The sequence below is a fragment of the Pantoea phytostimulans genome (assembly GCF_046118715.1).
GTDB classification, from domain to species: Bacteria; Pseudomonadota; Gammaproteobacteria; order Enterobacterales; family Enterobacteriaceae; genus Pantoea; species Pantoea phytostimulans.
This window is the reverse complement of the sequence record NZ_CP173698.1, coordinates 755,666-778,087: the sequence shown is the minus strand read 5'-3', so window position 1 is coordinate 778,087 and position 22,422 is coordinate 755,666. Positions and strand designations below refer to the sequence as shown.

Annotated in this window: 22 protein-coding genes and 3 pseudogenes; 17 read left to right on the top strand and 8 right to left on the bottom strand. The window is 50.5% G+C overall.

Going from position 1 to position 22,422, the window contains the following annotated elements:
• Positions 1-2: 2 nt before the first annotated feature.
• The 3 genes from ACF2G4_RS03770 (at position 3) to ACF2G4_RS03760 (ending at position 1,778) form a co-directional block, all read left to right on the top strand.
• Positions 3-536: an immunity 42 family protein gene (locus ACF2G4_RS03770; protein ID WP_409075533.1), complete on the top strand. Its 534-nt coding sequence runs from the start codon at positions 3-5 to the stop codon at positions 534-536.
• 199 nt (positions 537-735) lie between these two features.
• On the top strand, positions 736-1,479 hold the full coding sequence (locus tag ACF2G4_RS03765) for a DUF4258 domain-containing protein (RefSeq protein WP_409075532.1): 744 nt from the start codon (positions 736-738) through the stop codon (positions 1,477-1,479).
• The gene (locus ACF2G4_RS03760) at positions 1,476-1,778 is read left to right on the top strand and encodes a hypothetical protein (protein ID WP_409075531.1); all 303 of its coding nucleotides are present in this window, start codon (positions 1,476-1,478) and stop codon (positions 1,776-1,778) included. The genes ACF2G4_RS03765 and ACF2G4_RS03760 overlap by 4 nt, the downstream gene beginning before the upstream one ends.
• Positions 1,779-1,817: 39 nt before the next feature.
• Here the strand turns inward: ACF2G4_RS03760 and ACF2G4_RS03755 are convergent, their stop codons facing one another.
• On the bottom strand, positions 1,818-1,955 hold the full coding sequence (locus tag ACF2G4_RS03755; RefSeq protein ID WP_409075530.1) for a SymE family type I addiction module toxin: 138 nt from the start codon (positions 1,953-1,955) through the stop codon (positions 1,818-1,820).
• A 2-nt stretch (positions 1,956-1,957) separates the two neighbouring features.
• Here ACF2G4_RS03755 and ACF2G4_RS03750 point away from each other — a divergent pair.
• The 9 genes and pseudogenes from ACF2G4_RS03750 to ACF2G4_RS03710 all read left to right on the top strand — a co-directional run.
• Positions 1,958-3,822: pseudogene (locus tag ACF2G4_RS03750) on the top strand (VENN motif pre-toxin domain-containing protein); the annotation flags it as partial.
• Entirely contained in the window at positions 3,819-4,082 is a 264-nt protein-coding gene (locus ACF2G4_RS03745; RefSeq protein ID WP_409075529.1) for a hypothetical protein, read from the top strand. The pseudogene ACF2G4_RS03750 and the gene ACF2G4_RS03745, both read left to right, overlap by 4 nt.
• A 242-nt stretch (positions 4,083-4,324) precedes the next feature.
• A pseudogene (locus ACF2G4_RS03740) lies at positions 4,325-5,662 on the top strand (TNT domain-containing protein); the annotation flags it as partial.
• A gap of 1 nt (position 5,663) precedes the next feature.
• Positions 5,664-6,080, top strand: a complete 417-nt coding sequence (locus ACF2G4_RS03735) for an immunity 63 family protein (protein WP_409075528.1) — start codon at positions 5,664-5,666, stop codon at positions 6,078-6,080.
• Between the two features lie 546 nt (positions 6,081-6,626).
• Positions 6,627-7,490 (top strand): toxin glutamine deamidase domain-containing protein, encoded by an 864-nt coding sequence (locus tag ACF2G4_RS03730; protein ID WP_409075527.1) that lies wholly within the window; start codon positions 6,627-6,629, stop codon positions 7,488-7,490.
• The gene (locus ACF2G4_RS03725) at positions 7,490-7,768 is read left to right on the top strand and encodes a YrhB domain-containing protein (protein WP_409075526.1); all 279 of its coding nucleotides are present in this window, start codon (positions 7,490-7,492) and stop codon (positions 7,766-7,768) included. Before ACF2G4_RS03730 ends, ACF2G4_RS03725 begins: the two co-directional genes overlap by 1 nt.
• Before the next feature lie 219 nt (positions 7,769-7,987).
• Positions 7,988-8,239 (top strand): annotated as a pseudogene (locus tag ACF2G4_RS03720) (tyrosine-type recombinase/integrase); the annotation flags it as partial.
• Between the two features lie 166 nt (positions 8,240-8,405).
• On the top strand, positions 8,406-9,074 hold the full coding sequence (locus tag ACF2G4_RS03715) for a hypothetical protein (protein ID WP_409075525.1): 669 nt from the start codon (positions 8,406-8,408) through the stop codon (positions 9,072-9,074).
• Positions 9,074-9,304, top strand: coding sequence for a hypothetical protein (locus ACF2G4_RS03710; protein WP_409075524.1), 231 nt, complete (start codon positions 9,074-9,076; stop codon positions 9,302-9,304). Before ACF2G4_RS03715 ends, ACF2G4_RS03710 begins: the two co-directional genes overlap by 1 nt.
• A 248-nt stretch (positions 9,305-9,552) precedes the next feature.
• Here ACF2G4_RS03710 and ACF2G4_RS03705 read toward each other — a convergent pair whose 3' ends face one another.
• The gene (locus ACF2G4_RS03705; protein ID WP_409075523.1) at positions 9,553-9,768 is read right to left on the bottom strand and encodes a hypothetical protein; all 216 of its coding nucleotides are present in this window, start codon (positions 9,766-9,768) and stop codon (positions 9,553-9,555) included.
• Positions 9,769-10,030: 262 nt separating this feature from the next.
• Positions 10,031-11,551 (bottom strand): aldehyde dehydrogenase family protein, encoded by a 1,521-nt coding sequence (locus tag ACF2G4_RS03700; protein WP_409075522.1) that lies wholly within the window; start codon positions 11,549-11,551, stop codon positions 10,031-10,033.
• Between the two features lie 232 nt (positions 11,552-11,783).
• Here ACF2G4_RS03700 and ACF2G4_RS03695 point away from each other — a divergent pair, with 232 nt between their 5' ends.
• On the top strand, positions 11,784-12,347 hold the full coding sequence (locus tag ACF2G4_RS03695; RefSeq protein WP_332627696.1) for a methyltransferase: 564 nt from the start codon (positions 11,784-11,786) through the stop codon (positions 12,345-12,347).
• Here the strand turns inward: ACF2G4_RS03695 and ACF2G4_RS03690 are convergent.
• The gene (locus tag ACF2G4_RS03690) at positions 12,335-13,057 is read right to left on the bottom strand and encodes a glutamine amidotransferase (protein ID WP_332627694.1); all 723 of its coding nucleotides are present in this window, start codon (positions 13,055-13,057) and stop codon (positions 12,335-12,337) included. The genes ACF2G4_RS03695 and ACF2G4_RS03690 overlap by 13 nt on opposite strands.
• 180 nt (positions 13,058-13,237) lie before the next feature.
• On the opposite strand from ACF2G4_RS03690, the gene ACF2G4_RS03685 reads away from it, so the two are divergent.
• Together ACF2G4_RS03685 and ACF2G4_RS03680 are read left to right on the top strand one after the other, a co-directional pair.
• A complete protein-coding gene (locus tag ACF2G4_RS03685) occupies positions 13,238-14,122 on the top strand; it encodes an EamA family transporter (protein ID WP_243078127.1) in 885 nt (294 codons plus the stop codon).
• Between the two features lie 46 nt (positions 14,123-14,168).
• The gene (locus tag ACF2G4_RS03680; RefSeq protein WP_409075521.1) at positions 14,169-15,533 is read left to right on the top strand and encodes a CoA transferase; all 1,365 of its coding nucleotides are present in this window, start codon (positions 14,169-14,171) and stop codon (positions 15,531-15,533) included.
• Between the two features lies 1 nt (position 15,534).
• On the opposite strand, the gene ACF2G4_RS03675 is transcribed toward ACF2G4_RS03680, so the two are convergent.
• Genes ACF2G4_RS03675 through ghrA form a run of 3 tightly spaced genes read right to left on the bottom strand, consistent with a single transcriptional unit; the run spans position 15,535 to position 17,867 of the window.
• Positions 15,535-16,104 carry a molecular chaperone gene (locus ACF2G4_RS03675; protein WP_215847013.1) on the bottom strand — a complete coding sequence of 190 codons (570 nt, stop codon included), beginning with the start codon at positions 16,102-16,104 and terminating at the stop codon, positions 15,535-15,537.
• Positions 16,105-16,130: 26 nt separating this feature from the next.
• A complete protein-coding gene (locus ACF2G4_RS03670) occupies positions 16,131-16,868 on the bottom strand; it encodes a phosphatase (RefSeq protein ID WP_215847014.1) in 738 nt (245 codons plus the stop codon).
• 57 nt (positions 16,869-16,925) lie between these two features.
• A complete protein-coding gene (gene ghrA / locus ACF2G4_RS03665) occupies positions 16,926-17,867 on the bottom strand; it encodes a glyoxylate/hydroxypyruvate reductase GhrA (protein WP_409075520.1) in 942 nt (313 codons plus the stop codon).
• Positions 17,868-18,088: 221 nt separating this feature from the next.
• Here ghrA and treA point away from each other — a divergent pair, with 221 nt between their 5' ends.
• Together treA and ACF2G4_RS03655 are read left to right on the top strand one after the other, a co-directional pair.
• Positions 18,089-19,774, top strand: coding sequence for an alpha,alpha-trehalase TreA (gene treA, locus ACF2G4_RS03660; RefSeq protein WP_409075519.1), 1,686 nt, complete (start codon positions 18,089-18,091; stop codon positions 19,772-19,774).
• A gap of 174 nt (positions 19,775-19,948) precedes the next feature.
• Positions 19,949-22,051 carry a TonB-dependent siderophore receptor gene (locus ACF2G4_RS03655; RefSeq protein ID WP_409075518.1) on the top strand — a complete coding sequence of 701 codons (2,103 nt, stop codon included), beginning with the start codon at positions 19,949-19,951 and terminating at the stop codon, positions 22,049-22,051.
• Between the two features lie 117 nt (positions 22,052-22,168).
• Here ACF2G4_RS03655 and ACF2G4_RS03650 read toward each other — a convergent pair whose 3' ends face one another.
• Complete coding sequence (locus tag ACF2G4_RS03650) at positions 22,169-22,417, bottom strand: GlsB/YeaQ/YmgE family stress response membrane protein (protein WP_215847018.1); 249 nt, start codon at positions 22,415-22,417, stop codon at positions 22,169-22,171.
• Positions 22,418-22,422: the final 5 nt, after the last annotated feature.

Here is a 22,422-nt window from a genome sequence, read left to right as displayed (position 1 = left end):
ATATGATTTTCGGTGATCCGTATCGTTTTGCTATCTGGGTAGAAAGTATTCCTCAGTGGAGTGACTCCTATAAGAATGGTTTTTTTTATTTTTTTGTAAATGGAAATATGTATCCAGAAGATGTCAGGACATCAACGTTAGATGTTGATTTTTATGATGTCATTGATGAAAAAAATGCTCTTATCTCTCTGCCATGCAATGATGAAATTTTCAATGCACCAACAAATGAAGCTTTTGATGCCCTGTTCAAACTGGCATACCCAGAGTCGACACAAGATGATGAATACCCAGAGCAAGTGTTTGATTTTTGTGCTTCCCCCACGATCATTCACGACTCTGGGGCATATTTTTTTGCTGTTTCAAATGAAAGTTCAGTGAGAATTGTTGGGGGTAAAATAACGAAATTAGTTGATGGGGATAATGGAAGGGTTTGGGAAAATATAGAGCGTCCACTCATTGAGGATATAACCATTCCAAAAAATGAGATAAGTGAAATAATTACAAGCTTGAAAAAATATTCAACTTATTTATTTTAGTAGTCGTTTTTAATCTTGAAATACTTCCACTTCACACCGTCGCAACTGGATCACACTGGGTGCGGCGGTGGCTGATGTGATGGGTAGGCCGCTCTTTAACAACGATGGGAAAAATGGCGTAGCGGCCTGAAAAAGCACGTCTGGGAAAAAAGTTGTCCGGGACAGAATGCACAGGGAAAATGTAGTTGTAACCAGCTGAGTGTACCAAGAAAAATGTTGTTCGCTGGCTGACTCCGCACTGGATAAAGTTGTTGTTGAGAATAATGCGCTGAGCGATATTGCGCAGGCGCAGTCTGAAGGCAAGACACTGGAACAGAAGGCGGGCAAATACGTTGAGGCCGAAAACGAGCGCTATAAGAAGGCAAACTGCGGCGGAATGAGCGCCGAAGCCTGCCCGGTGAAGATGTACACGGAGCGGCGTGAAGCGCTGAAAGAAACTGCATCACTGGGCGCTGACTTCGTGCCTGTCGTGGGTGATATCAAAAGCTTTGCGGAAGCGCAGTCGGCGCTGGATTATCTTGCCGCTGCAATCGGTATAATTCCTGGCGCAGGTGATGCGGCAGGTAAGGCCATCAAGGCGGCTGAAACAGCGCTTAAGAAAGGGGATGTGGCTGAGGCATCTAAGCTGATAAATAAAGCTAGTAATGAGATCTCCGAAAAAACGCCCACTGGCTCAAAAGGTAATCCGCTAAATATTATAGATGGTAAGAATAAGCCAGTAATGATAGGAAATCTTGACTACTCTGGGCACTCATTAGACCGTATGCAGAAGCAGAATATAACACTTACTACTGTGGAAAATGCAATACGACCAGAAAATGCGATACAAGGTAAACGACCCGCTACAACAGCTTATTATGACAGTAAGAACAATATAACCGTTATTACTGATACCAAAACTGGCACAGTCGTAACTGTCGACTTTGGAAGGATAAAACAATGATTTTACTGTCAGATATAAATATCAGTGAGTACGATGAACGCCAGATCTCTCTGATGAAAGAAACATTGTCCCTTTTTGAATCAGGGAAAGTTACTCTTAAAAAACTGATTGATAATTTAAAAGGTTTATTATTTTGTCTACAGTCGGTAGATATTCAGTGGAAAAACGATTTCCATGAATATTGGTTCGTATTAGAGCAAATATATGCTGTTGCTTTGTTCAGAAATGAATCTATTTCTCCAGATGATCCTGATTTACTTGATGCTCTGAGGCATCTGAATGAACTATTAAGCAAATAACCTTAGAGATCCCGGCAAAATTGCCGGGATCTTTTTTTGTCACTCAGTCGCAAGCCGCATCACCAGTTGCCCCCGCTCAACAGCGATAGTAACTGGTGTATCTGTCCCAAATCCCGCCTCGGCCAGCCAGTTGCCCTTCAGGTGCAGGCTGGGTGTGCGGCTGTAATAAGTAGTCATAGTTGCTCCAGTCGGATGGTGAACTGAAAATCGCCTCAACCGGTAAGAACGAACAAAGCGGTGAACTGGTGACGCGGGAGTACAAAGTCCAGGGGCCGGTGATGCTGATGTTAACCACCACGGTTATCGATGTGGACGAAGAGCTGTTAAACCGCTGTCTGGTGCTGACGGTTAACGAAAGCCGCGAACAGACGCAGGCTATCCACGCGCCTCAACGCCACAACCAGACGCTGGAAGGGTTGCTGGCGGTGAGTGAAAAAGGTTACGTCACCCGGCTGCACCAGAACGCCCATCGGCTGCTGAGACCACTGAAAGTGGTCAATCCGTTCGCCCTTCAGCTGACGTTCCTGAGTGATAAAACCCGAACCCGGCGTGACCATATGAAATACCTAACGTTAATCCAGTCGATAGCGCTGCTGCACCAGTACCAGCGGGAAGTAAAGTGGGTTCAGAATCGGGGCCAGTGGCTGGAGTATATCGAGGTGGAGCGGTCAGACATCGAACTGGCGAACCGTATTGCCCATGAGGTGCTTGGCAGGACATTAGACGAGATGTCGCCGCAGACAAGGAAACTGCTGGTTCTGCTGCGTGACCGGGTGAAAGCGTGGGCCGCGAAACAGGCGATTAAGGCGGAAGAAATACGCTTCTCACGCCGTGATGTTCGTGCGGCGCTGAACTGGGGAGATCGCAGTTAAAGATCCACCTGTCAAGGCTGCTGGAAATGGAATATCTGGTGTTGTACTGGCGTGGCTTAACCTATGAATACGGTCTGTTGTGGGATGGAGAAGACAGTAGCCAGCCGCATCTGTGCGGGTTGCTGGAAGTGGGCGATGTGAACCGGTCGGGGTCTGGGGCTGAGCAGTCGGCCCCCGGTCGGGGTGTGGTCGGTAGTCAGTCGGATAGTGGAAAAGCAGCTTCAGGCCAGACGGCACAAGGGTTAGCGGCACTCGCAGCGGTAAATGCTGCACTGACAGCGGCTCAGGGGAATAATGCTCTCGTTGGTGCGGACGGTGCCGCGACGGCGGAGATGGTCGGCATGATAGCCGTAAATGCTTACGGCAAACCGGTCAGCGAGCTCAGTGAGACAGAGAAGCAGACGGTGTCAGCTCTGGCAACGCTTGCCGCAGGACTGGCAGGCGGCTTAGCCGGAGGCAGTGCTACGGATGCAATCGCGGGCGCTCAGGCTGGTAAGACAACGGTTGAGAATAATGCTTTCAGTTTGGATACGGGCATGACGAGTATTGGCGCGGCGAATCAATCGTGGAATCAGTACGCTGTGGACAAAAATCCGACTCCAGAAGAAACACAGGCAGGTCTGGATAAGATCGCCAAAGGTGATTTGCCTGAAGGTGCGAATATTACCAAAGCTATTGTCGAAGGTTATAAGGATGGTGTTTTGGTAGCAGGTGCGACTTATCTTGGGCCAGCGGCGTCTCTTGGTCAGTTTGTAGCCGGAGCGGCGATAGGCAGTGCCGCAAACACGGGCTACCAGTTCTATGACATGAGCAACGAAGGTAATGAAAATAAGGCGTTCGATTATTGGAGTGCTGCGGCGGCAGGAGCAACCGGCAGTCTTGCTCCGGGACGTGGTCTATGGACAAACGTTGGGATTGCGTTGGGAGGAACAGCATTTACTGATGGGCCCGATCCTGTGGCGTTGAGTGGTGCTGCTGTTGGTTCCGGCCTTGGTGGTGCCTTCGGAAAATACGCTCCTCATATTGTAGAAAAAGTTATCGGCGGTCACTTTGTTCCTGGACTGACCTATGACATAGGTAGCGGTGCTGTATTTGAATTTACGTATGGTTTTATAAAGAATATCAATAAGTCTATGCCACAATCTCAATTTAAAGAAGAGACTAATAAATGATACGTTCTTTCTGCAAATACGCAGCATTACTTATGTACAGCTGCGTTTTTTTTGTTATAGCATTGCTGGTTATCGGGTTGATTATCTCTTCCATCTATTATTTAAAGGATGGGGTATTTAACTTCCCCAGAAATCAAATTGAAAGAGCCATTGTTTTTGGAGTAATTGCAGGCTCAGCCATTACACTTGCAGCAATTTTATTTAAACTGATTGATATGTTTAAAATAAAAAAGGTTAAAGATACCCCACCCCTTTTTTGATGGGATCCTTAAAACCTGTCAAACGCACACACCTACTCGTTAGATAATTGGCTTTTGGTTATTTTCCACCGCCATTTAAAATATTTTCAAGCCTGATAAATTTGACATAAACATTAAAGATTGAGGGTGTTGGTTTTATTTACAAAAGTAGGCCCACAGCAAAATAAATTGCTAGTGAATCTATTGGGAAATATGCGCCCCATTTTTTAACGCCATGCGTGGGATCTTTTTCGGGCTTATAGCAGGCTATCCAGGCGGCGACAGCGGCGGTTCAGGGGCCTGCAGGCGGTGACATCAGTAAAGCGCTGGCCGGGGCTACTGCGCCGTAAATTGCCAATGTTATCGGTCAAAGCGGACTGGATGATGCTGGCAAGGTGCTGGACCACGCAGCGGTAAATGCCGTACTGGCAGCGGCTCAGGGGAATAATGCTCTCGTTGGGGCGGGCGGTGCCGCGACGGCGGAGATGGTCGGCATGATAGCCGTAAATGCTTACGGCAAACCGGTCAGCGAACTAAGCGAAACCGAGAAGCAGACGGTAAGCGCGCTGGCAACACTGGCTGCTGGCCTGGCAGGCGGTCTGGCTGGCGGTAGTACGGCGGATGCAGCTGCGGGGGCTCAGGCCGGTAAGACGACTGTTGAAAATAACTATCTGAGCGTGTCTGAAAAGACAGAGCTTGAGCTGGCGAAGCAGAAACTCAACAGTAAAGACCCTGTTGAACGCGAGAAAGCGCAGCAGAAAGTTAACGAACTGCGTGAAAAAGATATCACCAGTGACCAGAAGGTCATTGATGCCTGTGGTAACGGAAATGCAGGAAGTGCGGGTTGTGCCAGTGCAAGGCTGGAAGTCATTGCTACCAAAGGTGAGTACGAGAACACCGGTAACTACAACTCAAAAGCCAGCCAGCAGTACGGCGATGCTTACGGGCAGATAGTGAACCTGCTGAATATCACCAGTGTTGATGCCCAGAATCAGCAGCAGGTGAAGGATGCGATGGTGAACTATGCCATGGTGCAACTTGGGGTTGACAAGGCGACAGCGGAGCAATACGTATCAACATATGACGGGATGAAGATTGTTGCTGCATCTATAGCTCCTGTGCTGGGAGTCGCCGCCGCAAATAAGATTAGTTCTTTGGCCAAAGATGTGACCAAAGAAAGTATTCCTAAGAACCCTAATTCTTCGAGCGGAGTCACAGATAATGAAGCCGGAGGTTATTCTTACTACGACAGGTTCAAGAATGCTAATGGTGGTTGGGATTGGCCTAAGAATTTGGGATTTGAAGGAGATCCTGTCAAAACTACAATTCCGGTAGGCACTCACTTGGATAGATATGGAGAGCCTAATGGTTCTTTCCTTGCACCAAAAGGAACACCTTACGAACAACGTGCTCTTGCGCCGGGTGCCAAAGCTGAAAAATACTATGAATATGAGGTAATAAAACCTTTACCTGCTATACAAGGAAAAATTACCCCCGCTTTTGGTGAGCCAGGTGGCGGCATCCAAATATTACCTAATATGCAAGAGCGAGTGAATGTGGAATGGCTCTTGAAGAATGGATATATTCGTGAGGTTCACTGATATGCTACTCAATATAGATGAAATACAAAAAAAAGTTGACGAGATGATTTTAGACGCTGGTCTCCCAAGATTTTCGGTTAATCTTTGTACCACTCCTATTGGTGATGGCACTCCATATATTACATTTGAAAATAATGTATATAATTATATTTATTCAGAAAAAGGCTATGAATTCTCGAGGAAAGTTACTAGATCGTTAGATGAACTACTTTATTGGATCATGTCAGCGCTTGCTTATAAAACAGCATTCCAATATGAGTTAGAGCACAGGGTGAAAGGCAGAGATGGAAGACGCATTGCTTTTCCAAAATTCATTGAATTAATGGCGAATCTGAATTCAGCATGGGAACCAGAAGCACGACATGAAATTCAAAAAATTCTGATTGAATCGCCCTACGACGATAGCCTTTATCTATAGGTGAGCGGCTGGCCGCCGGTGTTGGCATCTTAGTGCGGCGTGGCGCACAGGCTGCGCCTCTGCTGTGGGCTTCAGTAATCGTTCTTCAGCATCGCAGTCGCCGCCGTCCGTGGCGGCTCCTCGTCTGTCCTGGCCTCAGCGGCAATCCTCAGCAAACACCTCAAAGGGTGGTCGGCCGTTGACCTCCGCTTAAAGCGTTCATGCCCGCCCGGCTGCGTCTGCCCGTCACGGCTCGCACTGCGTTGCTCGTTCCCGTGTCGGTCAGCTTCCGCAACCCGCCCCGGTTGTGTGTGGTCATGCAAAATCAAACCCCGGTCTGGCAGCAGTGCAACATACGGGCCTCGCTAGCCCGCGCCCGGCCAACCTGTAGCGGAGCCACAGCAAGCAGCGGCCCCGCTACAGGTTCGGGTAATGATGGTGGTCACAAAACAAAATCAGGGGATTACCAGCGGCTGACGGCACCGTTTACTGCCGCGCATTAAAATCCTCTCCTCCCTGCTTATGCTGTTGCTGGCTCTGGTACTCAGTACCGGGGCGTGTGCGTCCGTGGGTGAAAAGTGCGTATCAGGGAATTTTACCTGGCCGGGAAGTGAGTACTGGGCGAAGACGTCTTCGGAAGGCGCACCGCGTCTGGCATTGCTGTGTCCGGTGGAGAAGTTCACGCCGGATAAAGTTGTTGTGGAGAAAAATGCGCTGAGTCTGGGGATGCAGCAGTACGGCATGTCTCAGAGTTCACTCGGTGCGCAGATGCTTAGGGATGGCGCAGGAGTAGATCAGATATCTGAAGCTTTAGCGAAAGCGGCTAAAGGAGATATGCCGGAAGGCCAAGATGCGGTTAAAGGTCTGTTGACCGCCTGGGGTGAGTTCTTCGGGGTGCCGGTCAATGCGTTGACGTCGAATGAAACGATGACGCCGACGAAAGCCGCGGAAATCATAGCTAGCGGTATGCCGACCAGTGAAGCGAAGCTGGTGCAGTATGTTCTGGCTAAAGCGTATTTGGCTGTTTCTAAAAGTGCTGGCTCAATTAAAAATGTGAATCCAGGGTATCCTGAGCCAGGCCGCACACATAATTGTGTGAACTGCTCTGTTGCCACAGATGCTACGTTGGCTGGAAATCCTGCATCGGCTTTGCCTGTCAATCATCAAAATGGTATTCCCTTGACCGTTTTGGAAAAACAATATGGTAACAAATTCAAATACGTATCTTCGTCTGAAAATATTATGCAGCAAATGGCAGATGCAGGTTCTGGGTCGAGGGGGATTGTTTTTGGCTCATATGGCCCAGGCCAGCCTGGGCACGTATTTAATGTTGTAAACCAAAATGGTACGATCCGATTCCTTGATGGACAAACCGGTAAATCTGCCGATCTTAGCCAGTTTAAATCATTCCAATTATTGAGAACGAACTGATGATTAATTTTGATGAGGCAGTAGAAAAAGCGACAAATTATCTGAAAAATGCAGATATTCCTGTAGTTATTACGCTTCAGGGACGTTTTGCAGAAGGATGGTTTTTTTGCTTTCAATCCCGCGAATATCTTGAGACTGGAGAGTTTTCCGCTCAACTCGCAGGGAATTCGCCGTTCATAATTGATAAAGATACTGGTGAAATACATGAGCTTGGAACAGCCTACCCCATAGAAAAGTACCTACAGGACTACGAAGAAAAGAAAAATAACCTGAACTAGCAAGATCCCGGCTGATTAGCCGGGATCTTTGTTTTTACGCTGTGAAAACCCATCTTCCCGTCGCCGTAACTGGATCATGTTAGAGGCTGTGGTGAGCTTCAGCACAGTCGCTCATGAGTGGTTCATGTAATGAGGCCCGGCCATAGCGCCGGTTTTTTTATGCAAGTCAGTCGACAGAGTTTGATTATGTACCCGAAAATCGATTAGCTGATGACCAGTGGTGTGACTATGGCTGTGGTGCCCTACCTGAGAGCGGCGGGGATCATGAAGGGCAGTTGCCACCTGTTCCGGCATGCGATGGCAACCCAGATGCTGGAGAACGGCGCGGACCTGCGCTGGATCCAGGCGATGTTGGGCCACCGCAGCGTGGAGAGCACGCAGATCTACGCGCAGGTATCGATCCGGGCGTTGCAGGCGGTGCATGCCTCAACCCATCCGGCGGAGTGGTCGGACAGTCGGGAGCTGGGCGACAGTGCGGAACCACCTATGACTGATGGGCCAAGTTTAACTTCTCAAAGTGGAGCCATTGCTGGCTCAATTGCTGGCGAATCCTTTGGGAAATATGCAAAAGATTTGTTAGCGCCATATGTAGGATCTTTTTTCGGCGTAATTGGAGATATTGGCTCAGCATTCGTGTTTGAAAGATCCAACGATATCACCAAAGAACTTAAAAATAAAAAGGATAAAGAATAGTGGCAAAAAAACAACCCTTTATATATTCATTTTCATTTATATGAGCATGGCTTTTTTTATATTGGGATTGATTGCAAGAATTTTAGTGGCTTTTATGTCTGTTGATAATTTTTACTTATCTCTTGCGGGAATTATTAAAGTCACCACAATGAGTTTAGTCGCAGGGGGGCTTATTGCTGTGGGATATTTTATTTTCAACAAATTAGATGAGCACAAGAAAAAAACAAACCAACGAACGGCAATAAATAATCTTTTATGGCATGAAAGCAACAAAAATAAGGCGTTTGATTACTGGAGTGCTGCGGCGGCAGGAGTAACCGGCAGTCTTGCTCCAGGATGTGGTCTATGGACAAACGTTGAGATTGCGTTAGGAGGAACAGCATTTACTGATGGGCCTAATCCTATAGCATTATCTGGTGCTGGGGTAGCCTCTAGATTAAGCGGTGCATTCGGCAAATTTGCTCCTAATGGAGTTGATAAAATCATCGGCGATAATAGTGTGCAGGGCTTAGCGTACGGTATCATTGGTGCAGGTGGTTTTGAGTTTATCAATGGATTTGTTAAGGATGGATTAAATACCCTTCCTAAAGATGAGAAAGGAAATGAGAAGTAATGCTTAAATATATAAAGCTATTTATTTATTCTTGCATTTTTTGCGTGCTGGCCAATCTGATTATGGGGGTGGGCGGAGCAGCATTAATTTATATTTCCAAGGGGCATTTTTACTATCCATTCCATCAGGTGATAAGAGCTATTTCTTTTGGGGTAATTGCAGGCTCAGCCATTACACTTGGAGCAATTTCATTTAAACTTATCGAGATATTTAAAATGAAAAAACGTTAAATACTCCCCCTTTTTGGATGGGATCCTTCAAACCTGCCAAACGCACACACCTACTCGTTAGATAATTGGCTGTTGGTTATTTCCCCCGCCATTTAAAATATTTTCACCCTGATTAATTTGACATGGATATTAAAGATAGAGGTTTATTATTTGTAAAAGTAGCCCCACAGCAAAATATCTGTTGGGAAATATGCGCCCGATTTGTTAACGTAATGAGTAGGATCTTTTTCGGGCTTAGCGGATTTTTATTACCAGAAGCGATATTGCTGATCCAGCTGATGAATCGATTCCTGACGCTCCATACTTTCACTTTCTTGTGATTTCACTGCTAACAGCAAATCTGCATCTTCCTGACACATAACATACACCGACTGACGTCCCGGCAGATTCACGGTAATAATGCTCTCCTCAACAGCATCAAGCACTTCATCATGTTGGCTCAAATCGCTATAAACGTGTTCCACAATTATCTCCTTATATTGAAAGACGCGCAGTGTACGAAGAGTCGTAACTTACTATCGACAAAACCTGATTGATCTTGAACGCATTCTGACTTCTGAACTTGCTGCACTCTGACATGCGCAGTTGACTATTTTATGACAGCAAACCGTGATTCATCCGATCTACCCGCGCGGCGTATCTTCCCTATCAACGTATTTCATCACAGCGACAACCCGTCGTTGATAAAAACGGGCGCGCTGCAACGGCTGCAACACGCCCGAGGGATTAGAAGAAGCCCAGCGGCTGAATGCTGTAACTCACCAGCAGATTTTTGGTTTGCTGATAGTGATCAAGCATCATTTTGTGGGTTTCACGGCCAATGCCCGATTTTTTGTAACCGCCAAATGCCGCATGTGCCGGATAAAGATGGTAACAGTTGGTCCAGACGCGTCCGGCTTTGATTGCCCTGCCCACGCGATAGGCGCGGTTGATATCACGCGTCCAGACGCCGGCGCCCAATCCGTAAATCGAATCATTGGCGATGCTGACCGCTTCCGCCTCATCTTTAAACGTGGTGATACCGATCACCGGCCCAAAAATCTCTTCCTGGAATACCCGCATGCTATTGTTGCCTTTCAGCAGCGTCGGTTGAATGTAATAGCCGCTGGAAAGCGATCCTTCCAGTTTTTCCACGCCACCGCCCACCAGCACTTCTGCGCCCTCTTGTTGCGCAATCTCCAGATAAGAGAGGATTTTATCGAACTGCTGCTGTGACGCTTGCGCACCAATCATGGTTTCGGTATCCATCGGATCACCACGCTTGATGGTTTTGATGCGTTTTAACACGGCGGCCATGAAAGGTTCATAAATTGATTCTTGCACCAGCGCACGGGAAGGACAGGTACAGACTTCGCCCTGATTCAGGAAACCGAGCACCACGCCTTCTGCGGCCTTCTCAATAAAGCTCTCTTCCGCCTGCATGATGTCTTCAAAAAAGATATTCGGTGATTTTCCGCCTAACTCAACGGTAGAAGGAATCAGGCTTTTCGCTGCCAGTTCGAGAATATGGCCGCCCGTGGCGGTTGAGCCGGTAAAGGCAACTTTGGCAATCCCAGGATGCGAGGCCAGCGCTTCACCCGCTTCTTTACCGAAGCCATGCACCACGTTTATGACACCCGGAGGTAATAGATCTTTGATCAGATCAACAAAAAGCGTGATAGAAAGCGGCGTCTGTTCTGCGGGTTTTAACACCACGCAATTGCCTGCCCCCAGCGCCGGAGCGAGTTTCCACGCCGCCATCAATAGTGGGAAGTTCCACGGGATAATCTGCGCGACCACGCCCAGCGGTTCATGGAAATGATAGGCCGCAGTAAACTCATCAATCTCTGCCGCACTGCCCTCTTGCGCCCGCACGCAGCCCGCAAAATAGCGGAAATGGTCAACAGCCAGCGGCATATCAGCAGCCAGGGTTTCACGTACGGGTTTGCCGTTATCCCAGGTTTCGTTTACAGCGATATATTCAAGATTCTCTTCCAGCCGATCGGCAATTTTTAACAGCACCAGCGAGCGCTGCTGCGGTGAGGTTTTACCCCATGCATCAGCGGCGGCAGCGGCGGCGGCCACGGCATTATCGACATCAGCGCTATCAGAGCGCGGAAACTCCCCCACGGTTGATCCGTTCACTGGCGAGGTATTGGTGAAGTAGTTGCCATTAACCGGCGCTACAAACTCACCGTTAATAAAGTTGCCATAGTTTTTTTGTAGCTGAATGAGAGAACCTTGTTCTCCGGGAGCGGCGTAACGCATGGTGTTTCTCCTTGTAGAGTGCAGGATGTAACAACAATTAAACTTATTATTAACATGGCTGATCTTCGTCAGACTGTCAGATTTAGAGAGAGGAAACTGTGACCGCGACGAAGGAATAGTTGCGCGACGTAAAGCTACAGATAATTCCGACTTTTCCCCGCTGCGCTCACATAAAAGAAACTTGTCGCTGAGAAACAGTCAATATGGGGAAGTATTCATACAGGAGATCAGCATGCTGGCTTCGGCTTTTACCTTAATGCGCAAAAAAGCAGACTTCGTTCATCAGTTCATTCGTAATCCGCGCAAAATGGGCAGCATTACGCCTTCATCAGACACACTGTGCCGAGCCATGACCCATTCAGTCGCGTGGGATAATCAACTGAATATTGCGGAGTTAGGTGCAGGTGATGGGGTCTTAACCCGCCAACTCCTGGCGCGTATGTCGCCGGAAGCGACGCTGGATGTGTTTGAGATCAGCGGTTCGCTGGCAGAGAAACTCATCGCAATGGACGATCCTCGCATGACGGTTCGTACCTGTTCAGCGGAATACCTCAACGGGAAATACGATGCCATTTTCTCTGGCCTGCCGCTGTTATCACTGCCGCCTGCTTTGCGTGATGCGATCCTGCGAGCAGTATTTAATGCGTTAAGCCCAACCGGCGTATTTGTACAGTTTCAATATACGTCACTGACGCAACCCGATCTGTCGCGCTATTTCACCTGGGAACGCCAGCGGGTGCTTAAAAACGTGCCACCCGCCTGGGTTTATCGCTGCACGCGTCACTATGCGCCTTGAGCCTGCTTGATTGCCGGGCGCGTCTGTAACCAGAACGCGCTCAGCAACTCCCGCGCCCAGTCAGCATCTTCTGATTCTGCCCCGCTCATTTCCACGCCTTCTGGCAAACATGCACGCATGATCTGCTGAGTAAATTCCGGGTGAAACTGCACAGACAATGCCTGCGGTGAATAGCGCACGATTTGACAGCCATCTTTGGCAGAATGCGCCAGCACCTGCGCCTGCGGCGGCGGTGTAATCACCGATTGTCGATGTGAAAGCCAGACACTGAAAGATTTGGGTAGTGCGGACAGCAGCGGATCCTGTTGCGCCTGCGCGCTGCACACCAGCGGCAATAAACCGCGTTCCCAGCCTTGCGGATTGTCTGCCACTTTACCGCCTAGCGCGTAGGACATCAGCTGATGCCCATAGCAAACGCCAAGCAATGGCAACTCAGCGTCGATAGCGGCGCGTACCCATGCTGCGCTGCGCTCGCTCCATTCGGCGTGGTCAGTCACCATCGCCCAGGAACCACTGAGAATAGCAGCGGAAATTTGGCTAAATTCAGGCAGCGCTTCACCCAAATGCGGGCGCACAATAACGTACTCATCGGGCTGTAAATCTAACGCGTCAATAAACCAGGCGGGCTGTTCGCCAATTTGTGCCACGACGTTTGCGGGAGGAACTTCTAGCTGAATTAAGGCAAGGGGTAATGCAGGCGTTTTTATCATACCGAATCGAATCCTCTGCGAAGTGGGCGTTTCGGAAAATCAGTCTGCCAGCAATCGCCTTAAAAGTCTTATGATTTTCCATTCGAAGTAAAAACAGAAAATATCTTTCATCTCCTGACAGAATGCCCCCAGATCGTGCCATCATTAGTGTGCAAAGGTAACTAATTAAAGGATGGTATTGTGGCGGCGCGGCATTTTTTTCTGGTCTTAATGGTGGTGTGTATCTGGGCCTTCAATAACGTAGCAGTGAAATGGGGCTTGCTGGAGTTACCGCCGCTGTTCCTGACGTGGATGCGTTTCGTGGTGGTCGCCATTATTTTGGTGCCGTTCTGCCGTATAAACCGGCAGCAATTCCCCTGGCTGCTGCTGCTGGCCTTCACCTTCGGTTTTATGCACTTCTCGTTGCTGTTCGTCGGAATGCGCTACACCGATGCCGGAACCGGCGCGATTGTGGTGCAGCTCGGCACGCCGATTGCCATGTTGCTGGCGATGGTGGTGCTGAAAGAGAAGCTAAAAATGGTGCAGCTGTTTGGCATTTTGGTTTCACTGAGCGGCGTGGTGGTGCTATCCGGCAGCCCAACCATTCCTACGTGGTGGGTACTATGCCTGCTGTTGTGCAGCGCTACCGGCTGGGCCGTCAGCAACCTGATCGTCAAAAAATCACCCTCGATTAAACCACTGACCATGACCGGCTGGATTGCCTTTTTGGCGGTTCCGATTGTTGGCGTTGCTTCGTTAGTCATGGAATCTCATCAGCTGACGGCGTTGAGTCACGCAGGCTGGCGCGGCTGGTTTGCCATTTTTTACAGCGCTATCGCCTCGTCGATTGTTGCTTACACGCTGTGGTACATGCTGTTGAAAAAATACAACGTCAATTTGATCATGCCCTACTCGCTGCTGACGCCAGTCTTGTCGGTCTTGATGGGGATTGTGGTATTGGGTGACAGTCTGAACAGCTTTAAAATTATTGGCGCCTCGCTGGTGATTTTGGGGACAGCGATTGCCGTGATTAACCTGCGTAACCTGCGCATGCACGCACGTTTCCCGCGTCTTCGTCGACGTTAAAGCAGCGTGCTATGCTTGAGAGAACGTGATTCTCAGGAGCATAAACATGGACCATCAGCTCGCCGCGTCACTTTGGCAGCAGATGTGGCAAGGATTGCGCGGCAATATTGCACCGCAACCGTTGCCCACCTTTGTTGATACCCGCACATTTCCCTCCGCTTATGCCGTCAGCGAACTGGCGGCCAGCAGCTTTGGCCTGGCGACCCAAGCTGCCGCAAACCTGATAACTTCATCGCAGCCCGTTGAGATAAACGTGCGGCTGGCTTCGCGCTGGTTTCAACACAGTTTCATGCCTCTTAACCGCCCTGCGCCCGCGTTGTGGGATCCGTTTGCGGGCGATTACGCCAGCGCGGATGGCTGGATACGTTTGCACACCAACGCCGCCCATCATCGCCAGGCGATGGAAAGCGTGCTGGGCCGGCATCCCGATCGCCAGGCATTAGCGCAGCAGGTGGCGCGATGGCAGACGACTGAACTGGAACAGGCGATTATTGCTGCTGGCGGTTGTGCCGCTGAGATGCGCAGCGCAGAGGCCTGGCAGCAGCATCCTCAAGGCCAGGCAGTGAATCAGGAACCGCTGATCGCCTGGCAAACCACTGCGCCCGGCCCTGTCCCCACCTGGAGATTGCCCACTGCACGTCCGCTGTTGGGCATCAAGGTATTGGATTTAACCCGCATTATTGCCGGGCCCGTTGCAACACGCTTTCTTGCCAGCCTCGGCGCGAATGTGCTGCGTATTGATCCACCCGGCTGGCAAGAGCCGACGCTGGATGAAGAGATCACCTGTGGCAAACGTCGTGCGGTGCTGGACTTAAACCTTCAGGCGGATCGCGAGACGTTCACTCAACTGCTGCGTGAAGCCGATGTTTTGGTGCAGGGTTATCGCGCCGATGCGCTGGAAAAGCTTGGATTTGATGCCGAAACGCGGCAGCAGCTGGCGCCCGGTTTAGTGGATGTCAGCCTGAATGCATGGGGATGGCAAGGCCCATGGCGTAATCGTCGGGGTTTTGACAGCCTGGTACAGATGGGATGCGGCATTGCTGAACAAGGCATGCGCAGTCAACACAGCAATAAACCCACGCCACTGCCAGTACAGGCCCTGGATCATGCCACCGGCTATCTTATGGCGGCTGCGGTGCTGGAAGGATTGCGTCAGCGTAAAGAATCAGGAAATGGCAGCCAGGCGCGTTTATCGCTGGCGCGAACAGCGTTGATGCTGCAACAGCATCGCTATCCCGAGGGAAGCCAGCAATCCGGTATTCATGCTGAAGTCAGCGATAATCTGGCGATGTTTGAGTTAACGCAATGGGGATTGGGCGTGCGCTTGCGTTCTGCGGCTTACCTTCCTGGCACCGCGCTGATCTGCGCGACGCCAGGATGCTTGCCGGGTACGCATCCGGCGAGCTGGTAACTTATTCGTCGTCTTCGTCTTCTTCAGCGCTTTCGGCCAGTTCGTTATACATGGCCTGAATCGCTTCACGACTCAATGCAGCCAGCGTGCGATAAAACGCGCTGGTCGCATGCGCTTCGACTTTACCCAGAAACGCACCGCACCAAGGCAGTAAATAGCGTTCAAACAGCGCTAACTGGGCCGCACTTTCATCTTCCGCAGACTGATCTTCCAACCAGGAAGCCGCCAGCATCAACACGCCAAAATGATCGGCAGGCGCATCGCTCAACGGCATTCCGCGTGAGGACAAAAATGCGCGGACTTCCGCCTCTGTTTTCCCTTCTGGCCATTGCGATGCATAAGGCGGAACTTTACAGTCGCTGCCGACAAACAGCGCGTTGTAGTCTGCGGCTAACGCCTGGGGATCGCTGCTCTGCTGCAAACGCTTTAACAGATCGTCTTGTTCCAGCGGCCATTGCGCCTGCAATTTGCCCTCACGCAACAGCGTAAACAGCGGCACCAGCAGCGGATCTTGCGGTTGGCGATTAAACAGCGAGCCGATCACGCGGCACAGAATGGAAAACTCATTCATGAGTCAGAATCCTTGAAGCAATAAAGTTAAAAATCAGCCAGTTCAGCAATGTGTTTGCCGGTACGCTGCTCAAGGAAATCGAGCAGTCGACGCGGCGTGACATTTAACACGCGATCTTCAGGAAAATCCACTTCACGTGTAATCCGCAAACAATGCTCAAAATGACCCAGCGTAAAGGCGGTATGGGAATCTGAACCAAATGCCAGACGTCCGCCTGCATCCCGTACCGCTTGAGCAATCGCGCGGCAGTTTGGTTCACTGCCTGGGCGCGAATGGGTAAAGGAGGAGTTATTGATCTCTAGCGCAACGTCATAATGTGCAGCCGCTTCAGCAATCGCCGGAATATCTACCGGAAACTTCGGATTACCCGGATGGCTAATTATATGCACCAGCCCGCCCGCCATGGCAGCAATCATCGCGTCGGTGTGATGCTTTTTATCCCGTGGGGCATAAACCGGCTCGTGGAAACCGGCCACGATTAAATCCAGCGCATCCAACATCGGGCCAGAACAATCAATCTCGCCCTGCTGGTTTTTAATATTCGCTTCGATACCGCGCAAAATCGCCACGCCATCGATCACGCGCGGCCAGATGCGCATGTTAACGAAATGCCAGTAATGCGGTGCATCTGCCATATCGGGACCGTGATCGGTAATAGCAAACAGCTTTAAGCCGTTCTGTTTCGCCTGCGCGACGTAATCGTGCAGCGTACTGTACGCGTGGGTACTGGCGACGGTGTGCATATGCAGATCTACCGGATACATCTTTTTCTCCTGCTGATCGCCCGTCATGGGCTGGGATAAAAAACAGAGCTTTAATAATTAATAGCCGCGCTGGCGATCAACGCAACCTCGCGGCATTTCACCTGCTTCGCGCTGCGTGATGGCGTGAGCGATATAATCCATCGCCTCTTCCGGTAACGTGACAGCCGCATTATGTGGCGTAATGGTGACACGCGGATGTGACCACAGCGGATGACCTTCTGGCAACGGCTCAACCTGAAACACATCCAGGGCGGCAGCTTTGAGTTGACCACTGTTCAAGGCAGCCAGCAGATCGTCCTCAACGACTTGCGCGCCTCGCGCCAAATTCAGGAAGAAAGCCCCTTGCGGCAGCTGTTGCAAGAAGTCCCGATTAATCAGGTTATGCGTTTCGGCGGTGCTAGGCAGAAGATTGATTAACACCTGCGTGCCGTGCAAAAAATCATTCAGCGATTCGCGTCCGGCAAAGCTGGTGATGCCTTCAAGCTGCTTAGGCGAACGGCTCCAGACCCGCAGTGGGAAGCCCCAATATTTCAGGCTTTCAGCGACGCGTTGGCCTAAAACCCCTGCACCGAGAATACCAACGGTAAACGTTTCACGTTTGTAGCCCGTCAACGGCTGCCAGCACGGCTGCTGCTGTTGCAGTCGGTAATCATCAAAGCGGCGAAACCAATCCAGTACGCGATGCGTCGCGTACTCTTGCATCTGACGCGCCATGCCGGTGTCTTCAAGACGAAACAGCGGCACCGCATCGGAGAGCATGTCGGGATGGCGTTTAAGCTGCGCGAGGATCTCATCCACGCCAGCGCCCAATGCAAACACGCCGCGTAGATTTTCTCTTCCACTCAACATATCTATTGGCGGTGAACGCACCAGCGCGTAATCGGCGGGTGCGCTATCGCCCGGCTGCCAACGACGCACGCGTGCTTGCGGCAGTCGTTGTTGTAAGCCCTTGATCCAGAGCGTGGCGTCTTGCGAGGGGTGAAACCAGATAATCTCCATACTGCTCTCCTTTTTTCTTTTCAGCGTCGGGGAAAAAGGCAACGAAGACAAGGAAAAATCCATACAAAATGCAGGATTTTGATTCCCTGCTTTTAGCGATTTATTCCCGCGCCTTCACATTTCCGGCTCGCTTCAGGGTGAAACACTGAGATAGCGTCTAAAGTTGTTCGAGTGGTCAATGCGTTACGCGCGACCCGCTTTTCGGACAAGGAGAACAACCGATGATAAAAACTGAGGTAAACGCCACTGAAGGGCGTCAGGGCTACGCACCATTACTGCTTACGCTGTTGCTGAGCGTGCCCGCATTTACTGTTCACGCAGATGATAATTCACGCATGCTGAGCAATCAGCCGCAGCCGCCCGATGTGCGTTTAGGGCCATTATTTAACGCTGTGCAACAAGCAAAATTTTATCCTGATCAAAAGACCTTTGCTGATGCGCTACCTAAATATGATCCCGCCTCGATTCTTGCCGACTGGCAGATGCAAAAGAATCAACGCAGCTTTGACCTAAAACGCTTTGTGTCAGCGAATTTTACGCTGCCCACTAATGGCGACAAATATGTGCCGCCAGCCGGTCAAAGCCTGCGTGCACACATTGATGGTTTGTGGCCAGTACTGACTCGCACCGCTAAAAGCGCCGGGCAATATGACTCGCTGCTGCAACTGCCGAAACCTTATGTTGTTCCCGGCGGCCGCTTCCGTGAGGTCTATTACTGGGACAGCTATTTCACCATGTTAGGTTTGGCAGAAAGTGGTCATTGGGATCGCGTGCAGGATATGGTGGATAACTTCGCCTCACTGCTGGATCGCTACGGCCATATTCCCAACGGCAACCGCAGCTATTATCTCAGCCGTTCACAGCCGCCCTTCTTTAGTTTGATGGTTGATCTCTTGGCTACCCACGAAGGTGACAAAGCCTATACGCGTTATCTGCCGCAGTTGCAGAAAGAGTATGACTACTGGATGGCAGACAGCGACATCGTGGCAGCCGGCGATGCCAGCAAGCGCGTGATTAAACTCGCCGATGGCACCCTGCTCAATCGGTATTGGGATGCCCGTGATGTGCCGCGTACCGAATCCTGGATGGATGACGTGAACACCGCGAAAAAGGCCCCGCAGCGCGATAAAGCGGAAATGTACCGTGAGTTGCGCTCAGGCGCGGCGTCTGGCTGGGACTTCAGTTCACGCTGGTTTACCGATGCACATAACCTGGCCACAATCCGCACCACGCAGATAGCACCGGTCGATTTGAACAGCCTGATTTTCCATCTGGAAAAAGTTCTTTCGAAAAGCTACCTGCTGAATAAACAGGGCAATGTGGCGAAGCAGTACGCTGACCGCGCTGAGAAGCGTCAGGCCGCGATCAACCGCTATTTATGGGACAGCAAGCAAAGCTGGTACGCAGATTACGACTGGAAGAAAAAGCAGGTTCATCCGCAGCTCACCGCCGCTGCGCTGTTCCCGCTTTACCTGCACGTTGCCAGCGATAAGCAGGCCGACAGCACCGCCAGCGCGGTTGAGAAACAGCTTCTGAAACCGGGCGGATTAGTGACCACCACGGTGAATAATGGCCAGCAATGGGATGCACCTAATGGCTGGGCACCGCTGCAATGGGTCGCGGTAGAGGGTTTGGAACACTACAAAAAACCGCAACTGGCCAAACAGGTTGGCCTGCGCTTCCTGCAAAACGTGCAAACCACCTACGATAAAGAACATAAACTGGTTGAAAAGTATGTGGTTGAGGGTAAAAACTTGGGTGGCGGCGGTGGCGGTGAATATCCGCTACAGGATGGTTTTGGCTGGACCAACGGCGTCACACTGATGCTGCTCGACAAGTATTGTCCAAAAGACAAAACCTGTAACAGCGCCCACGATATTCCTCAGAGTTCCGCTTCAATGCAGTGATCCTATTCTGATACTGTCGGATCAAACCGACAGTATCAGCTTGTTTACCTTGACTTCCTTTCATCGGCAGGCAGAATTGCACTCAATTTAACAAATGGTAATGATTCTCAATATAACAATGAGAATCTTTACCATACTGTTTCCTTGCCTTAATCTGACCTGAAAGGATCGCTAATGACACTGCCTTCTCCTGTGAAACGCAGCGCGGTTTACTGTGCGCTGGCGCTTACTGCTCCGACATTTTCCTTCGCGGCTGAAACGTTGATTGTCACGGCACAACCAGAAGAAAGCGCCGAATCACCAACGCAGGGGTATTTGGCGACCACCAGCCAGGGCGCGACTAAAAGCGATCGGCCGTTGATCACCACACCCCAATCCGTATCGGTGATTACTCGCCAGCAGATTCAGGATCAGGGTGCACAGGATCTCAATCAGGCACTGAATTATACGCCAGGCGTTTTTACCAATTTTGCCGGTGCGGCGACGCGTTACGACACCATTTCGCTGCGCGGTTTCCACGGCGGCGATGTCGATAACACCTTTATCGACGGTCTGCGTGTTATGAGCGATGGCGGCAGTTTCAATGTCATGCAGGTGGATAACTGGTTTCTCGAACGCGTTGACGTGATCAAAGGCCCCTCTTCGGCGCTCTATGGTCAAACCGTGCCGGGCGGCCTGGTCAATATGATTACCAAGCGTCCGGAATACCGCGAAGAGGGACATTTTCAGCTTTCAGCAGGATCCAACGCGACCACCAGCGCGGCTTTCGATTACACCAATGCGATCAACGATCAATGGGCATTTCGCCTGACTGGCATCACGCGCAACAGCGATACGCAATACGATCACACCCGCGAAGAAAAATATGCCCTGATGCCGCAGCTGATGTGGCAGCCGGATGAAGATACGCATCTGATCCTGAAAGCCTATCTGCAGAAAGATCCTTCTGGTGGTTATCACGGATCAGTGCCGGGTGAAGGCAGCATTACTGAACACAACGGATATAAACTCAGCAACGGTTTTTACGAAGGCAACACCGATCTCGACCAGTTCAAGCGCCATGAGCAAATCTACAGTTTCGACTTCTCGCATCGATTTAATGAAATTTGGTCTTTCTCTTCAACCGGCAGCTACAGCCACTCGAATGTCGATCTCGATCAGGTGTATCAGATTGGGTGGAACACAGCGAACAGCGATTTACTGAACCGCTATTATTCAGGTGAACGTTCATCACTTTCTGCATGGGCTACTGATAACCGCTTGCAGGCGGAGTTCGCAACGGGCGCGTTGGAGCATCGCGTTAATGTTGGTGTCGATTTTCACCGTTACAAGAATGAGATCAGTAAGGCGTCAGGTGATGCTAACCCGCTGAATGCCGTAACCGGTGAACAAGTGGGTGCGATGCCGGGCTACGGCTGGACAGAAGCGACGCGTCGCTATTATCAAACCGGTCTCTATCTGCAAGATGAGATGAAGCTGGATCGCTGGCATCTCGATCTTTCAGGTCGCTATGACCGCATTGTCGCTAACAACAGCGGCAGCGATCGTCGTCAGGACGATCACATCAGCGGGCGCGCAGCCCTGCTTTATGCCTTTGATAACGGTTTATCGCCGTACGTGAGCTGGAGTCAGGCGATTACGCCAACCGCGCTGACGGATAACAACAATAATCTGCTAAAACCCACCACCGCAGAGCAGTATGAAGCGGGTCTGAAGTACCAGCCGAACGGCACGCGCGATCTCTACACCTTAGCGATCTATGATTTGATGCAAAAAAATGTCTCTAACCGCGATGTGATCACGGCAACTTTTACCCCCTCAGGCAAAGTGCATTCGCAAGGTATTGAGCTAGAGGCGCGTAATCAGATCACCCCACGATTCAGTACGATCGCGGGCTACACGCTTAATCATTTGCGCTTCAAAGATTCAGTGGATGGCAACGATGGGCACACACCTTACGTGACGCCAAACAGCATGGCCTCATTTTGGGGACATTATCAGTTCGATTACGGTCTCAGCGCGGGCGCGGGTGTGCGTTATATCGGCAAGCAGTGGGCTGATAACGAAAACACCACGCGTTTGCCTTCCGTTACGTTGTTTGATGCTTCGGTACGCGCAGATTTAGGGGCCTGGAACAGCAGCTTGAAAGGCACATGGGTGCAGGTTAATGCTAATAACCTAACCGATCGCAATTATGTCGCGGCCTGTTACGGCACCGGTTATTGTTACTGGGGCGCAGAACGTACGGTGATGGCGACGGTGGGAGTGGATTTTTAAACACCACTGAGATGACAAACATACGGTTTTAAGCGTAAGGCGCTAAACGCAAAACATGAAAAAGGGGACGAATCACTTCGTCCCCTTTTTTGTTTAGATCGTCTTTGACGCTGAACGTCAGCTGCGAACTTTACGGTAGATAAACAGCACCACAATGGCACCAATTACCGCAACCACGAAACTGCCGAAGTTGAATCCGTCCACACGACCGAAACCAAACAGGGTGCTGATCCAGCCACCAACAACTGCACCGATGATACCGAGCACAATGGTAAGAATAAAGCCGCCGCCGTCTTTGCCCGGCATAATCCATTTAGCGAGAATACCGGCGATTAAACCAAAGATGATCCATGAAAGAATGCCCATTAACT